Annotated in this window: 18 protein-coding genes; 10 read left to right on the top strand and 8 right to left on the bottom strand. The window is 70.8% G+C overall.

Features of this window, described 5'->3' with window-relative positions:
• Positions 1-51: 51 nt before the first annotated feature.
• The 3 genes from ACQEVC_RS02470 to ACQEVC_RS02460 are packed head-to-tail and all read right to left on the bottom strand — an operon-like array spanning position 52 to position 1,632.
• Positions 52-744, bottom strand: coding sequence for a hypothetical protein (locus ACQEVC_RS02470; protein ID WP_432872941.1), 693 nt, complete (start codon positions 742-744; stop codon positions 52-54).
• Positions 737-1,069: a hypothetical protein gene (locus ACQEVC_RS02465; RefSeq protein ID WP_432872939.1), complete on the bottom strand. Its 333-nt coding sequence runs from the start codon at positions 1,067-1,069 to the stop codon at positions 737-739. Before ACQEVC_RS02465 ends, ACQEVC_RS02470 begins: the two co-directional genes overlap by 8 nt.
• Entirely contained in the window at positions 1,066-1,632 is a 567-nt protein-coding gene (locus tag ACQEVC_RS02460) for a hypothetical protein (RefSeq protein ID WP_432872937.1), read from the bottom strand. The genes ACQEVC_RS02465 and ACQEVC_RS02460 overlap by 4 nt, the downstream gene beginning before the upstream one ends.
• A gap of 150 nt (positions 1,633-1,782) precedes the next feature.
• On the opposite strand from ACQEVC_RS02460, the gene ACQEVC_RS02455 reads away from it, so the two are divergent.
• Positions 1,783-2,190, top strand: coding sequence for a YbaB/EbfC family nucleoid-associated protein (locus ACQEVC_RS02455; protein ID WP_432872935.1), 408 nt, complete (start codon positions 1,783-1,785; stop codon positions 2,188-2,190).
• Positions 2,191-2,466: 276 nt separating this feature from the next.
• The gene (locus tag ACQEVC_RS02450) at positions 2,467-3,855 is read left to right on the top strand and encodes a cellulase family glycosylhydrolase (RefSeq protein ID WP_432890964.1); all 1,389 of its coding nucleotides are present in this window, start codon (positions 2,467-2,469) and stop codon (positions 3,853-3,855) included.
• Positions 3,856-3,925: 70 nt separating this feature from the next.
• On the opposite strand, the gene ACQEVC_RS02445 is transcribed toward ACQEVC_RS02450, so the two are convergent.
• On the bottom strand, positions 3,926-4,945 hold the full coding sequence (locus ACQEVC_RS02445) for a zinc-binding dehydrogenase (protein ID WP_432890962.1): 1,020 nt from the start codon (positions 4,943-4,945) through the stop codon (positions 3,926-3,928).
• 139 nt (positions 4,946-5,084) lie between these two features.
• Here ACQEVC_RS02445 and ACQEVC_RS02440 point away from each other — a divergent pair, with 139 nt between their 5' ends.
• Positions 5,085-5,564, top strand: coding sequence for an OsmC family protein (locus ACQEVC_RS02440; protein ID WP_432872934.1), 480 nt, complete (start codon positions 5,085-5,087; stop codon positions 5,562-5,564).
• Positions 5,565-5,626: 62 nt separating this feature from the next.
• Here the strand turns inward: ACQEVC_RS02440 and ACQEVC_RS02435 are convergent, their stop codons facing one another.
• The gene (locus tag ACQEVC_RS02435) at positions 5,627-6,565 is read right to left on the bottom strand and encodes a DUF6282 family protein (protein WP_432872932.1); all 939 of its coding nucleotides are present in this window, start codon (positions 6,563-6,565) and stop codon (positions 5,627-5,629) included.
• Positions 6,566-6,603: 38 nt separating this feature from the next.
• Complete coding sequence (locus ACQEVC_RS02430) at positions 6,604-7,431, bottom strand: GntR family transcriptional regulator (protein WP_432872931.1); 828 nt, start codon at positions 7,429-7,431, stop codon at positions 6,604-6,606.
• Positions 7,432-8,016: 585 nt separating this feature from the next.
• On the opposite strand from ACQEVC_RS02430, the gene ACQEVC_RS02425 reads away from it, so the two are divergent.
• From ACQEVC_RS02425 to ACQEVC_RS02410, 4 genes are all read left to right on the top strand, one after another.
• Positions 8,017-9,036 carry an ABC transporter substrate-binding protein gene (locus ACQEVC_RS02425; protein WP_432872929.1) on the top strand — a complete coding sequence of 340 codons (1,020 nt, stop codon included), beginning with the start codon at positions 8,017-8,019 and terminating at the stop codon, positions 9,034-9,036.
• Positions 9,037-9,209: 173 nt separating this feature from the next.
• A complete protein-coding gene (locus tag ACQEVC_RS02420) occupies positions 9,210-9,998 on the top strand; it encodes an ABC transporter permease (RefSeq protein ID WP_432872927.1) in 789 nt (262 codons plus the stop codon).
• Positions 9,999-10,164: 166 nt separating this feature from the next.
• Entirely contained in the window at positions 10,165-10,563 is a 399-nt protein-coding gene (locus tag ACQEVC_RS02415; protein WP_432890959.1) for a cold shock domain-containing protein, read from the top strand.
• A gap of 44 nt (positions 10,564-10,607) precedes the next feature.
• Positions 10,608-11,483: a metallophosphoesterase family protein gene (locus ACQEVC_RS02410; protein ID WP_432872925.1), complete on the top strand. Its 876-nt coding sequence runs from the start codon at positions 10,608-10,610 to the stop codon at positions 11,481-11,483.
• Between the two features lie 102 nt (positions 11,484-11,585).
• Here the strand turns inward: ACQEVC_RS02410 and ACQEVC_RS02405 are convergent, their stop codons facing one another.
• Positions 11,586-12,452: a class I SAM-dependent methyltransferase gene (locus tag ACQEVC_RS02405; protein ID WP_432872923.1), complete on the bottom strand. Its 867-nt coding sequence runs from the start codon at positions 12,450-12,452 to the stop codon at positions 11,586-11,588.
• A 108-nt stretch (positions 12,453-12,560) separates the two neighbouring features.
• Here ACQEVC_RS02405 and ACQEVC_RS02400 point away from each other — a divergent pair, with 108 nt between their 5' ends.
• The gene (locus tag ACQEVC_RS02400) at positions 12,561-13,061 is read left to right on the top strand and encodes a hemerythrin domain-containing protein (protein WP_432872921.1); all 501 of its coding nucleotides are present in this window, start codon (positions 12,561-12,563) and stop codon (positions 13,059-13,061) included.
• A 57-nt stretch (positions 13,062-13,118) separates the two neighbouring features.
• Entirely contained in the window at positions 13,119-13,457 is a 339-nt protein-coding gene (locus ACQEVC_RS02395; protein WP_432872919.1) for a hypothetical protein, read from the top strand.
• Positions 13,458-13,877: 420 nt separating this feature from the next.
• Here the strand turns inward: ACQEVC_RS02395 and ACQEVC_RS02390 are convergent, their stop codons facing one another.
• On the bottom strand, positions 13,878-14,609 hold the full coding sequence (locus ACQEVC_RS02390) for a peptidylprolyl isomerase (RefSeq protein ID WP_432872917.1): 732 nt from the start codon (positions 14,607-14,609) through the stop codon (positions 13,878-13,880).
• 86 nt (positions 14,610-14,695) lie between these two features.
• On the opposite strand from ACQEVC_RS02390, the gene ACQEVC_RS02385 reads away from it, so the two are divergent.
• Positions 14,696-14,950, top strand: a complete 255-nt coding sequence (locus ACQEVC_RS02385) for a hypothetical protein (protein WP_432872915.1) — start codon at positions 14,696-14,698, stop codon at positions 14,948-14,950.
• The last annotated feature ends 56 nt before the right edge of the window (positions 14,951-15,006 follow it).

The raw sequence follows: 15,006 nt of genomic DNA, 5'->3' as shown, positions 1-15,006 counted from the left end.
TTGGTCTACCGGGCGCTGCCTGGCCGGCGTGAGGACCGGGGTGTGACGGGATCAGTCGAAGAGCTTGTTGCGCTCTTCGCGCAGCGGACCCATTTCCTCGTCCGGGGTACCCGTCAGGTTGCCGCCGACCTCGATCAGGTAGAGCGCCAGCCACATGACGCCCTTGGCGGCCTGCTCGAACACCCAGCCGAACCCGTCGCCGAGCGCGCCGGTGATGCCGAGCGTGGCGAGGTACGTCGTATTGAAGACGGCCCGAAGCGCGGCCCAGATCATGTTGAATCGTCCCGACTGTCCCCGTCCGCCTGCCCGGATGATCACGATGATCGTGACGACGACCGCGACGACGGCGGCACAGGCCGCGAGGGCCTTTCCGATCCACCTGAGGATCGCGGCGATGGCGTAGAGCAGCATCGCTATGAGCGCGAGCAGCGCCCCGACCACGAAGAGGATGATCGCGGCAATCCACTTGAGTACGGTCAGCACCACGTCGAGTGCGTTCGCGGCGGCGTTGCCGGCCTGCCCGCCCCATGCCATGTCGTTGCGGAGCTGTGTCAGGTCGCCGTGGACGCGGAGGGTCTCCTCGGCGACGGCGCGATGCTGCTCGGCGGCGGATCGCAGTGCCTCGAAGTCGGCGTCAGCCTGACGTAGCGGTTCGAGGATGTCCGGCAACCTCTGGCCGTACAGCCCTTCAATTCGCCGGACGTCCGACGTGTCGATGCCGTACTTCTCGGCCACGCTAGTCATGTGTGTCTCCTGGCAGGTTGCGTAGCATCCGCTCAGCACCCCGCAGGTCGGCCCGTTCGTATCCGGCCGCTGCCGCCAGGATGCTGTCGCTGAACCGGGTGAGGCCTTGTCCGACCAGCGAGAGGCCGTCGACGAACGCCGAGTTCCCGTCGCTCCAGACCGTGGCGGCCCGCTGTCCGACGGGAAGTTCGGGGAACTGACTCCGGTCCGGCACCGCGCCGCCGTCCGTGAGGCTGCGGGACATGACGTCGACCCGTCCCGCCAGCTCTGCCAGCCTCGACGCGATGTCGCGCAGATGATCCTGGTTGGCCGATATGTCGCTCATGGGGCCTCCTCGGTCCGCGGAAACTGTTCCGCCGGATAGAGATCGGGAAATCGGCCACCGGACGCCGAACGTAGGACCTGCACGAGCGACTCCGCCGGCTGCTCGAAATGGTCGATGGGCACGTCGAGGATCCAGCGGGACGGGTCGACCAGGCGTTGGACGAGATGTGTCACGGGGGAGGCCCGGACGGTCGCGTCGGTCGGGCCGGCCTGTCCGGCTCTCCGCCGCGCGAAGATCAGCCGACGTGCCCGGCGCGGTCGGGCCGTGACGACGACGTGGTCCAGCTCCGTCCAGGCGACGGACCCGGCGACGGCACCGGACCAGTGCGCCCCGGCGTCGTCGAGCACCAACGTGAAGTCCCTGAGCAGCGCCGCCTGGCGACGGACGTACCTGCCGACGAACATCAGCGGCGCGGCAACGCAGATTCCCCGGCCAGCCCAGAGGAACAGGCTGGTGGCGAATCGTAGGTCGTCCCCGGATGCCCACCGGATGCCGAGCAGCAGCACGGCGATGATCGCCACGACGGTCGAGCCGGCCAGCAGCGCAGCGCCCGCGACTTCCATGCCTCGACCGAGCGCCGAGCGGGACGCTCCACCGGCAGGACGAGTCCTGAGCGTCGACTGAGCCTCGGGCGAGACATCCATTCACGACCTCCGATCGATCTCGCATCGACGGTATGGTGAAACATCGCTGAGTGGTCGGGAGGTGAACCCATGGTAATGAGCCGGGAGCCTGAGCGGCACCCCGTCGCCGATTCGGTATTGGCCGTCCTGAATCGGGTCACCGGGCATGGGCGGTCGGAGGATGGACTGGTGAGGGTCGTCATCGAGGGTGACGGCATTCCCCGCGAACTCGTCATCGGCGACGAAGCGATGCGGCAGGCACCTGCGGCACTGAGCGCGTCGATCCTGGGGGCGCTGCGCCACGCGCACGAGGATCTGCGCGTTCAGGTGGGGCAGGAACTCGCCAGGGCTGCCGACGCTGACGATCTTGCCGGCACTCCCTCCGCTGCGGCCGATGCCGCCCACAACGCCGATGATCTCGATCGGATGGCCCAGGACATGTCCGGGGAGTTCGAGATGATCCGTCGCCGCCTCTTCGACGCTATCGACGGCAGGTAAAAGTCGACGTTCCGCATCGCGGGAGGCCGAAACCGTGGCGTCGGGCATCGGTTGGCCGACCAGTGGCCCCGGTTGGGCGTACGGGACGGGTCTGGCGGTCCGGGTCGACGAACCCGCAGCGGGCGGGTCGGGCCTGCCATCGGTGCAGGTGCGGCCCGCGTGTTGCGGGCATAGTTAGTTGTCCTTATAGTTCGACAGAAGTTGATGGCTCGCCCTGTGCCGGTCGGGCCGCCGCCGTCGAGTGCCGGAGGAATCGTGAGGCGTACCCGCAGACTGCTGCTGCTGGCCGGGCTCGTCGCGGCGGTCGCGGCCGCACCCGCGGCGGTGGTCGCCCAGGCGGCGGCCAACTCGACCGCCGCGACCCCGACCGCCTCGTTCGCGAAGGTCTCCGAGTGGGGGTCGGGCTGGGAGGGCCGCTACACCATCACCAACGGCGGCAGCACCGCCCTCACCTCCTGGCGGGTGGAGTTCGACCTCCCGGCCGGGACGACCGTCGGCTCCCACTGGAACGCGACGCTGGCCAGCAGCGGCCAGCGGCACACCTTCGGCAACCTCTCCTGGAACGGCCGGATCGCCCCCGGCGCCTCGGTGACCTTCGGGTTCATCGGAAGCGGTACCGGCGCTCCGAACGGCTGCCAGCTCAACGGCCAGCCCTGCGGCGGCGGTGCCGGGCCCACCCCGACCCCGACGGTGAGCCCGACCGGGGTACCGCCGACGGTCCCACCGGGCGGGGGCACCCCGGTGGCGGCGAACGGGCAGCTCCAGGTCTGTGGCCGGCAGCTCTGCAACGCCGCCGGCAAGGCGATCCAGTTGCGCGGGATGAGCACGCACGGTCTCCAGTGGTACGCCAACTGCGCCACCCCGGCCTCGCTGGACGTACTCGCCCGGGAGTGGCAGGCCGACGTACTGCGGATCTCGATGTACATCCAGGAGGGCGGCTACGAGACCGACCCGCGTCGCTTCACCGACCTGGTGCACAACTACATCGAGCTGGCCACCGCCCGGGGCATGTACGCCATCGTGGACTGGCACATGCTCACCCCCGGCGACCCCAACCACAACCTGGAGCGGGCGCGTACCTTCTTCGCGGAGATCGCCGACCGGCACCGGGCGAAGAACAACGTGATCTACGAGATCGCGAACGAGCCGAACGGGGTGGCCTGGAGCGCCATCAAGAGCTACGCCGACCAGATCATCCCGGTGATCCGTACTCGGGACGCCGACGCGGTGGTGCTGGTCGGCACCCCCGACTGGTCGTCGCTGGGAGCCTCCGGCGAGGGCGGCGGCGCGGACGTCATCGCCGCCAACCCGGTGAGCGCCGGCAACGTGATGTACGTCTTCCACTTCTACGCCGCCTCGCACGACGACTACTACCTCGACACGGTGACCCGGGCGGCGGACCTGCTGCCGCTCTTCGTCACCGAGTTCGGCACCCAGGACTACTCCGGGGACGGCCCGAACGACTTCACGATGGCCCAGCGCTACCTGGACCTCTTCGCCAGCCGGAAGATCAGTTGGGTGAACTGGAACTTCTCCGACGACTTCCGCTCCGGCGCGGTCTTCACCACCGGCACCTGCGCGGCCGGCGCGTTCGGCGGTACCGCCCGGCTGAAGGAGGCCGGGCTCTGGATCCGGGACCGGATCCGCACCCCGGACGACTTCTAGGACCGGCACCGGGTCCGGGCCGCCCACGGCAGGCACCGACGGATCGGGTTACGCCGCGGGCGGCCCGGGGTCAGACGATCAGCAGGGTCTTGCCGATCGCCGTACGGTTCTCGATCGCGGCGTGCGCGTCGGCGGCCCGGGCCAGCGGGAACGTCTGACCGATCAGCGGCCTGATCCGGCCCGCCGCCACCTCGGCCAGCGCCTGTTCCAGGTACGCGTGGAACTGGTCCGGGCCGAGCTGGACGGCCTCGATGCCGGTCACGGCGACGCCCCGGGCCCGGGCCACCGCCGGGTCGACGGTGGCGAACGCGCCGGCCGGGGTGCCGTGCGCCGAGTACCGGCCACCGCGCTCGACCAGCTCGAACGCGGCTCGTCCGTAGTCGCCGCCGGCACCGTCGAGGACCACGTCGAGTCCGCCGGTCGCCTCGCGTACCCGGTCGGTCCAGTCCGGTGCCGAGTAGTCGACCGGTACGGCGGCGCCGAGTTCGCGGACCCGGTCGAGCTTGGCGGCGCCCCGGGCGGCGGCCACCACCGTCGCCCCGGCCGCGTGCGCGAGCTGGACCAGGATCGCGCCGAGCCCGCCGCCGGCGGCGGTCACCAGTACCCGCTCGGCGGAGGCGAGCTTGACGATGTCGGCCAGCGCCAGGGCGGTGACGCCGTCGTGCAGCACGGCGGCGGCGTCCCGCGCGTCCATCTCGTCGGGTACCGCCGCCAGGCCGGTGACCGGGACGAGGGCGCGTTCGACGTATCCGCCGGCCGGGCCGGTGCGGGTGACCACCCGTCGGCCGAGCCAGTGTGCGCCGACCCCCGGACCGGCCGCCGTGACGGTGCCGGCGACCCCGACTCCGGGCCGGTACGGCGGCTGCACCGGGAAGACGACACCGCCCCGGCCGCTCCGTATCATCGTCTCCACCCACAGCGTGTCGGCGGCGACGACCTCGACCACGACCTCGCCGGCACCCGGCACCGGGTCCGGTACCTCGACCGGCACCAGCACCTCGGGGCCACCGAACCGGGCCACCTCGATCGCGCGCATCCCGACCACCTCCAACGTCGCCGCCCCCGGCGCGCGTACCCGCGCGTCCGGCACCCTCAAGGCTGCGACCTCAGCCGCACTTGAGGTCAACACCCCGTGCCCGACTGTGTGGTCTGTTACTACCTCTGGCGGGGTGGTAACAGGCCACACTCGTCTGGTCGATACTCGCGGCAGCGAGCCGAGGAGGAGACCAGTGCCGAGGAGCCACGACTACCGGTTGACCGTCACCTGGACCGGAGCCGGTGAGGCCGGCACGGTCAACTACCGCGACTACGGCCGGGACCACCGGGTCACCGCCGACGGACCGGCACCGCTGCTCGGCTCCGCCGACCCGACGTTCCGGGGCGACCCGGCCCGGTGGAACCCGGAACAGTTGCTGGTCGCCGCGCTGGCCCAGTGCCACATGCTGTCGTACCTGAGCCTCTGTGCCCGGGGCCGGGTGGTGGTCACCGGGTACGTCGACGAGGCGGTCGGCACGATGGCGGAGAGCGGGGACGGCGGCGGTGCGTTCACCGAGGTCGTCCTCCGGCCCCGGGTGACCGTGGCCGCGCCGGAGATGGTGGACCGGGCGACCGAGCTGCACGAGCAGGCGCACAGGCTCTGCTTCATCGCCAGCTCGGTCAACTTCCCGGTACGCCACGAACCGGTCGTCGAGGTCGCGCCGCCCGCCTGAGCATCGCCACCAGCTTCGGCTGGGCCGAGCGAGAGCGCGGGCCGGGCCGGCCGGAGCCAGGGTCAGGCCGGCACCCGGTCCGCGCTCGCCGCCGCCAGCCGGCGCGAGTTCTGCACCGCCATCGTCTGGACGTCCTGCTCGGTGAAGCCGGCTTCGAGTAGCCGGTCGGCGAAGAGTGCGAGGCCGTCCTCGACCGGTGGGTTGAATGGTTGTCCGAGGTCGCTGGAGAGTACGGAGTGGGTGACGCCGACGGCTCGGATGTTGTCGAACAGGTGGTTCCAGGAGACTTTTCCGGTGTGTGCGGTGGTGTAGCAGCGTTCCAGCAGGGCGCCGGCTTCGGCGAGTTCCCGCTGTTGGGTGACGGGTAGTCGTTGTGAGGTGAATTCGGGGTGGGTGACGACGATCCGGCGTACCCCTTCCTGTTTGGCGGCGTGGACGACGGCCAGGATTTCCGGGCCGTCGAGGTGTCCGGTGGCGAGGACGAGGTCGTGTCGGGCGATGACCCGGAGGACTTGGCGGACTCGTTCGAGTACGTGTCCGTCGGGGTCGCGTACCTCGACGGTGTCGGGGACGATGCCTTGGGCGTGCAGGTCGGCCTGGAGTGCTCCCCACATCGCGGGTGTGGCGCCGGGTAGGTCGGTGGCGGTGCTGCGGCGTTGGTTGCCGGAGTCGACGGTGGGCATCCAGATGATTCGGGCGCCCTGTCGGCCGGCGATCTCGACCGCGGCGGGGTTCATTCCGCCGATCGTGCCGTTCAGGGTGAGTGCGCCGAGGACGTCGACTCCTGGTACCGCCTTGCGTACCACGGCCGCGCGTTCGGCGGTCGGTACGTAGTGGGACTTGAGGACGAAGCCGGCGAGTCCGACCTCGGCGAACCGGCTGGCCAGGTCGAGGTCGTCGATCCGCCGCTCCATCACGTCGGGTGCGATGTGTACGTGGGTGTCGTACGCCCCCTGCACCAGGGCACGGGCACGAGCGGACGGGACGGGGTGCGCGGACATGACGCTCCTTGTCGGGGTGGGCGGGGACCGTACGCCGGTCAGCCCGGGCGGGTGGGATCGGGCCGGCCGCCCCGGCGACGGATCGCGGTCGCGGTCCTGGCCAGGGTGGACTCGACGTGCCCGAGGTGCTGGCGCATCGCCGCCTCGGCGGCGTCCGGGTCCCGGGCCGCGATCGCCTCGACGATCGCGGTGTGCTCCTCGAAGGACCGGTTCGGTCGGCCGGGCACCAGGATGGTGCGGTACTGGAAGCGGACGAGTTGGGCCCGGAGCCCGGTGATCAGCCGGGCCGCGGTCTCGTGCCGGGCCGCCGCGATGATCGCGGCGTGCAGCTTGGCGTTCCCCTCCGAGTAGCCGAGCAGGTCGTCGGAGTCGAGTTTTCGGGCCATCCGGTCGAGTATCCGGCGGATCCCGGCGATCTCCCGGGCGGTGGCGTGTAGTGCCGCCTGCCGCGCGGTGAGCGCCTCCAGCACGGCCCGTACCTGGAGGATCTCGACCGCCTCCTCCTCGGTGACCAGCCGGACGTGTGCGCCCCGGTTCGGGGTGAGCACGACCAGTCCGTCCTGACCGAGTCGGACCAGCACGGTCCGGACCACCGCCCGGCTGACCTGTAGCCGGGTTGCCAGCTCGATCTCGATCAGCCGCTCGTTGGGCATCAGCTCGCCCCGGTAGATCTCCTGCCGGAGCTGGTCGTACGCCTCCTCGGCGGACCGGCTCGGGCCCCGCCGGCCGGTCGTTGATGGCTCCGACGTGGCCGGTGGGTCGTTCCGGTCGGCCGACGGCTGCGGTGGGTCGACCGCCCGGTGCTGTCGGGCGACCCGGGGACGACCTCGGTCGGCTGATGGTGGCTGCTGCGCGGATTCGGTCATGATCCGGTCACCGGAGCGATCCGTGCCCGGTCGATCCGGGCGGAAATCTGTCCAACGTCCAACGTCGGTCAACATTTGGGCGATTTCGGTGGCAGCCGCGACGGAATCGATCGGGACGGTGAGACTGGTATGTCGGGTACGCGGAGTCCACTGTGTCGACGGGGATATGCACGCGTCGGACCTTAGCCGGAGTGCGCCCGCCAACCGGGCAGTACGCCGGCATGGCGCGACCGGTGTCGGGCGGGTCGACCGGGTGCCGGCACCCCGCCAACTCCCAGCTCAGTACGGCTGAACGCAACATTGTCTCCTGAATTATCAACAATATTGCGGACAGGTTGGCTGCTGTCGATGCCGAATGTCAATCGCCGTGACCTGCTGGTATCTTGTGGCGGGAAACGATCATGTATCTGCTTGCCAGAATCTTGACCGGATCTTGTCGATGACATTTCGGACAAGGCTCATTTACGATTCTCGACCGAACGAGGGCCGGCAGGCCGGATACGTGCCGAGGGGTCGCGGCGCGCTGTTCGCGCGGGAGGCGTCGATTGCCCGCCCTCGGGTCCATTCCACAAGCGGGAGGCACACATGATCAGACGTTCTCGCCTGCTCGCCGCGGCGTTACTGGCGGCGGCGCTGGCGGTCACGAGCGGGTGCAGCGGCGACTCCGGTGCGGAGGCCGAAGCGTCCAAGAAGGACCCGGACAAGGTCGCGTACATCACTGCCTTCGGAGCGGTCGGCCGGGACGCGTTCGCCTGGGTGGCCAAGGAGAAGGGCTATTTCGCCGAGGCCGGCATCGAGGTCGACATCCAGAAGGGTGCGGGCAACGTCCCCAACCTGACGGCGTTGAAGTCCAACAAGGTGCAGTTCGCCGCCCTCGACTTCACCGGTGCGGTGATCCAGGCCGGCAAGGGCGAGTTCACCGAATGGCGGGCCATCGCCGCCGTACACCAGCAGACGCTGGTCGCGGTGATGACCACCAAGGACACCAACATCAACACCCCGAAGGACCTGGAGGGCAGGACCATGGCGACCGGCGCCGGGTCGGTCACCGAACTGCTCTTTCCGGCGTACGCCCGGCTGGCCGGCATCGACACGGCAAAGGTGAAGATCCAGGGGGCACAGGCCACCGCGTTGAACGGTCTGATGGCGTCCCGGCAGGTCGACGCGCTCGGCACCTTCCTGCTCAGCCGCACGGCCCTGGCGAACGTCTCCAAGAAGGAGGTGGTGGTGCTGCCGTACAGCGACTACCTCCGGGACCTGTTCGGCAACGCCGTCATCACCACGCCCGCCCTGATCGAGAAGAACCCCGAGCTGGTCCGCCGGTTCACCGGCGCACTGCTGAAGGGCTTGCAGTACTCGATCGAGCACCCGGAGGAGGCGGCGCAGATCCTCAACAAGGCGGAGCCGAGCTACGCCGTGCCGTCCGGGATCGGCGAGATCAAGGCGATGACGCCCTACGTGGCACCGGTCGGCGGCGCGCCGATCGGCTTCATGGACGAGCAGCGGGTGATGCGGACCATTGCCGTGATGCAGGGCGCCGGCCTCATCCCCGCCGGACTGACGCCGGACAAGGTCGTCGACTTCGGGTTCGTCCCGAAGGCCTGAGGGCCGAGGGCTCCGTACCGATGCCCTGCAAGGCCGGTCGGTGACGGAGCCGGGCCGGGACGGCGGTCGCATCGGCCGCCGTCCCGGTATCGTCCGCACCGTTCCCGGCGGCGCACCGACCGGGCCGCCGGCCAACCCCCTGCCGTCGCCGCGTCACCCACCCGGAGGCCGTCATGACCAGTTCGCCGACGAACACCCGCCTGGCCCGACTCTGGACCAACGTCGGACTGCCGGTACTGGGTGCCGTGCTGGCGATCGGCCTCTGGTGGCTGGTCACCCGCCTCTTCGACATCTCGTCGTTCTTCCTGCCGGCGCCGCCGGACGTGGTCGACGCGTTTCTCCGGCTGCCCGGCTATCTGCTCGCGGAGACCTGGGTGACCCTGCTGGAGACGGTGATCGGGTTCGGCATCGCCGCCAGCGGCGGGCTGCTGGTCGCGCTGCTGCTGGCGGCGTCCCGGACGGTCGAGCGGATGACCATGCCGCTGATGGCGGCGGTCAACGCCGTACCGAAGGTGGCGCTCGCGCCGCTGCTGCTGGTCTGGATGGGCTTCGGGTCGGAACCGAAGATCGTCATGGTGATCCTGGTCTGCTTCTTCCCGATCGTGGTCTCCGCGATGGCCGGGCTGACCTCGACCCCGAACGACCTGCGCGAGCTGGTGCACTCGCTCTCCGCCTCGTGGTGGCAGACCTTCCTCAAGGTACGACTCTCCTGGGCGCTGCCGCAGATCTTCGTCGGGTTGAAGGTGGCGATCTCACTGGCGATCATCGGCGCGATCATCGGCGAGGTGGTCAACCCCGACCGGGGGCTCGGCGCGGTCATCGTCAACTCCGGAGCCTCCGCCGACACCCCGCTCGCGTTCGCCGCGCTGACCCTGTTGGCGTTGATGGGCGCGCTGCTGTTCTACCTGGTGGTGGCGGTCGAGCGGCTCGTCGTACCGTGGGCGCGGGCGATCGCGTCGTAGCCGGGTGCCCGCCGCGCGGGGCTGCTTGCGGGAGGGTCCGCTCGCTACTGTGTCGCCAGGGGCGGCCCGGCCGGTCCGGCCGGTGGTGTCGGGCCGGGGCGGCCGGTGGTGTCGGGCCGGGGCGGCCGGTGTGTTGGTGGTCGGTGAGGTAGGGGTGGCGGTGGTTGTGGTGGCATCGGGAAAGCTGCTGAGGTTCGACGAGGTACGCGGCTACGGGTTCATCGCCCCCGACAGCGGTGGTGAGGACGTCTTCGTGCACGCCAACGACTTCGGTGAGGACAAGCACCTGATCCAACCGGGGATGCGGCTGGAATACGAGGTCGAGCAGGGGGAGCGGGGGCTGAAGGCGTCGGCGATCCGGATCACCGACCGGCCCGCCAAGCCGCGCCCGAGCCGGGCGGCCGGCGACGACGAGCTGTGCGACGTACTCTCCGGAGCCGAGTTCAGCGCCGAGGTCACCGAACTGCTGATCGAGAAGGTGCCGTCGCTGACCGGTGCCCAGATCGGCGCGATCCGGCAGCAGTTGGTCGGGCTGGCCCGGTCGCACGGCTGGGTCGAGCCCTGAGCACGGCCGTTCGGCCCGACGTGCGGGCCCGGTAGGGTCGGCCGGTGACCACCTCGCGTCCCGGCGGCAGCCTGCTGGCCGTCAGCGACCTGCACGTCGGTTATCCCGAGAACCGGACACTGGTCGAGAGCTTCGTTCCGGGCTCGGACGAGGACTGGCTGCTGGTGGCCGGCGACGTCGCCGACCGGGTGGAGGACATCTACTGGGCGCTGCGGCTGCTGAAGGAGCGCTTCTCCACCGTGGTGTGGGTGCCCGGCAACCACGAGCTGTGGACGCCCCGCCAGGACACGGTCCAGTTGCGCGGGGTCGCCCGGTACGAGCTGCTGGTCGAGATGTGCCGGCGGATCGGCGTACTGACCCCGGAGGATCCGTACCCGGTGTGGACGGGTGCGGGTGGGCCGGTCACGGTGGTGCCGCTCTTCCTGCTCTACGACTACACCTTCCGGCCGGCGGGCGCGCAGACCAAGGAGGCCGGGCTGGCGCTGGCGCACGAGGCGGGGATCGTCTGCACCGACGAGTACTTCCTGCACCCCGATCCCTATCCGAGCCGGGAGGACTGGTGCGCGGCCCGGCTGGCGCTCACCGAACGCCGGCTGGCCGAACTCGCACCGGGCACCCGGACCGTGCTGGTCAACCACTTTCCGCTGGTCCGCGAGGTCACCGACATCCTGCGCTACCCGGTCTTCGCGCAGTGGTGCGGCACCGTACACACCGCCGACTGGCACCGGCGCTACCAGGCCGCCGCCGTGGTCTACGGCCACCTGCACATCCCCCGGGTCAACTGGTTCGACGGGGTCCGCTTCGACGAGGTGTCGCTCGGCTACCCGCGTGAGTGGCAGCGGCGGGCGAAGCCGCCCCGCGGCCTCCGGCCGATCCTGCCGGTCGGCTCGCCGGAGCGGGACGCCGACCTGGCCTGGTGAGCCGGGTCCGGTCGGCCCGGCGCGAGCGTCGGGTAGCCGGGGGAGCGTCGGGTAGCCGGGGTGCCCGCAGTGGGGCCCGGCGGGTGGCGCCCACCGGGCCGGTCAGCCGGTGCCGGGCGGTTGGTCGGCGCGGCGCATCCAGAACGCGCCGGTGGGCAGCCCCCGGAGTTCGGCCGGTAGCGCGTCCGGGTGGCACGACCAGAGCCACGAGGTGAAGAGCAGCACCCGCCACGCCGCGTTGTCGGTGAGGAACGCCCGGAGCAGGTAGACCTCGGTCCAGTCCCGACCCTCCCGGAGCCACCGCTCCGGATATTCGAACGGCCAGTGGATGTCGTGGATGTGCACGATCACCCCGGGACGCAGCGTCGGCAGGACGTGCAACAGCAGCCAGACGACGTCCGAGCCGGCCTTTGCCACGTGCGTCGAGTCGATCAGCAGAATGTCGCCGGGGGCGAGCCGGGCGAAACTGGACCGGTCGACGTCCTGGACCCGGCGCTGGACCAGGTCGACCCGGTCACCGGGGCGCAGCCGGGAGCGCAGCCGCTCCGGATGCGGTTCGACGCAGGTGATCCGCAGATCCGGCAGGTAGCGGTCGGCGACGTCGAGGGCGACCGCGGTGGAGTAGCCGGAGCCGACCTCGATCAGCCGGGCCGGCCGGTGGTACCGGAGCATCGCGTGCAGCACGGCGGCGTCGGCGCGGCCGTACATGCCGTTGTGGTCGTGCCAGCGGTCGCTGGGGAGTTCACGCATCAGCGGACCGAGTTCGGCGGCCAGCCGGAGCTGCTCCGGCTCCCGCAGGTCGACGCCGACCGGGGCCAGGTCGCGCCAGCCGATCGCGGTGGCCCGGTCCGCCGGCGAGGTGGCCGGCGAGTAGAAGTGCCCCGGTTTCACGTACGGCGGTGTGCTGAGGGCGGCGCTGATCCCCCGGGCACGCCGGACGACCTGCGTCTGGAACTCTCCAACAGCCATGCGGGGAATTCTGTCCTTTATCGCGATACTTTCGCTAGTACCCCGCAAAAATGGAACTTCCGTGTCTATCCGGCGAGTGCTTGATCCAATCGAGGAGGTCAGACCACGATGGAGGACATCACCGCGCTGATCCTGGACGACCATGCGGCGTTCCGCCGGGGATTCGCCCGGCTCGACGACGCCCGGGGCGAGGCGGCACTCCGGGCGGTCTGGGAGCCGCTGGCACTGCACCTCGACATCCACGCCGAGGCGGAGGAGGCGATCCTCTACCCGTACCTGGTCCGGCACGGCGATCCCGGTGCCGGGGAGGAGACCGACGACGCGATCGGGGACCACAACAAGATCCGGGACGCGATCGCCGAGTCGAAGCGGCACGTACCCGGCACCGACGGGTGGTGGGCGGCGGTCTGGCAGGCCCGGCGGGAGAACAGCGAGCACCTGGCCGAGGAGGAGGACGGCGCGCTGGCGGACTTCCGGCGCAACTCCAGCCTCGAACTGCGTGCCGAACTCGGCGCCCGCTGGCTCACCTTCTACGGCGAGCACCCGGGCGGGCGGGACCTGACCTTCCAGGACAAGGACCCGAAGGCGTACGTCCAGGAACATCGCTGAGCTGGCCGAGCCGAGCCGTCCCGGCTCACCCGAGCCGTCCCGAGGCAGAATGGCCGGGTGACGCTCCGGGCCGCCCTGGCACCGCTGTCCACTGGCGCCACCTACCGCCGAGGGGTCTTCCTGCTGCTCGGCGGGGTCCTGCTGCTGCCGTACCTGCTGCTGGTCACGGTCTTCGCCGAGATGCTGCGCACCGACGAGGTACCCCGGCCGGCCGTGCTGCTGCTGATCGCGGTCGCGACGGCGATCGCCGCCGTACCGCTGTTCCTGCGCGGCACCCGGGCGCTGGAGATCGCTGCCCGGGTCCGGTGCTTCGGGCCCCGGACGGCTGGCTCTACGCCCGGGGCGACGGCGATGTCAGCTACGGCTCGGCCGACGGCTGGAACCGGGTACCGCTGAATCGGCGCTGAACAGCGGATTCAAGGTTCTTACAGGCAATGCGCTAGGTCGCTGGGGCAGTCTCGGGGTCGGATGGCCGGTCGGGGCACAACGGTGTGCTTCGGGGAACCCGACCGGATCACAGGAAGTCGAGAGATGACGATGAGGCGACGGCGCATGTCGACCGGATCAACCAGTGGTCACGGACGTGGCCAGGACCCGTGGTGAAGTCGACCAGATGACGGCACCGGCGCGCTGCGCTCGACCGACGGTCGGGTGCCACCGGATCGCCGACCAGCAGCGGCGGTCTGCGTAGCGCCAGGACTGACGGGGGACGGACGCGTCACCCCGCCGGCCGAGCGTGACCGGGGCGGTACGTCCGTAACACAGCAGCCCGCCCCCGCGCCCGCTCTCCGGGCAGCGGGGGCGGGCTGGTGTGCGTCAGTCCACCGAGAGGGTCTGGATGGTGATCCCGACCTTCGGCGTCCCGCCGCCGGCCGCGATGGAGTTGTCGTGGCCGCCGGCGGCCACCCGGTCCACCACGTCGAGCCCGGTGGTGACCGTGCCGAACGGGGTGTAGAGCGGCTGGAGCCCGCTCGTACTGTCCTGGAAGATGATGAAGAACTGGCTGCCGTTGGTGCCCGGCTCCCCGGTGTTCGCCATCGCGACCACGCCCCGGCCGTACTGCGCGCCGGCCAGGTTCTCGTCGGCGAACCGGTAGTCCGGCCCTCCCATTCCGGTGCCGCTCGGGTCGCTGCACTGGAGCACGAAGATCCCCTCGGCGACGAGCCGGTGGCAGCGGCTCCCGTCGAAGAACTTCCGCTCGGCGAGATGCTGGAAGCTCGCCACCGTGCACGGGGTGCGGGCCCGGTCCATGGTGATCGCGATCTGGCCGAGGTTGGTGCTCAGCCGCATCGTGGCGGTGCCGGTCTGCGCTGCCCCGTCGAAGTCGGGCAGCCCGACCACCTTGGTCTGGGCGTGTGCCGGGGTGATGCTGCCGGCGCACTGCGCCGATGCGGTGCGCGACCCCGGGCTCGGCGGAGTTTCCGTGCCCTCGCTGCTCGCGTCCGAGCCGCTGTCGTTGCCGAGCTGCACGTAGTAGACCACCAGGCCGGCGCAGCCGATGCCCAGGCAGAGCACGATCGCCACGGCCGCGGCCACCAGGCCGATCACCAGCGGGCGCCGGCTCCGCGCCGGTTGTGCCCCCGTCGGGTACGGCGACGCGGGCTGACCCGCACCGACCGGCGGCCCGCCTGGCGGTGGTCCTGCTGACGGCGGTGGTCCTGCTGACGGTGGCGGCCCTGCTGACGGCGGTGGTCCTGCTGACGGCGGTGGTCCTGCTGACGGTGGCGGCCCTGCTGACGGCGGTGGTCCTGCTGACGGCGGTGGTCCTGCTGACGGCGGTCCTGCCGGGGGTGGCCAGGACGGGGACGGCCCGGAGGGCGGCGGCTCGGGCGGTGGAGGATCGGCAGGCGGCTGGCTCACCGGGTCAGCCTACCGACAGGGCTCGATGAGTTCCCGGATCGTCGGGGTGGGGCCGGCCGAAGTGGGCCGGGACGCCGGGCGGCGC

The sequence above is a fragment of the Plantactinospora sp. CA-294935 genome (assembly GCF_050936445.1).
Taxonomy (GTDB): domain Bacteria; phylum Actinomycetota; class Actinomycetes; order Mycobacteriales; family Micromonosporaceae; genus Plantactinospora.
This window is presented reverse-complemented; position numbering and strand designations above follow the sequence as displayed.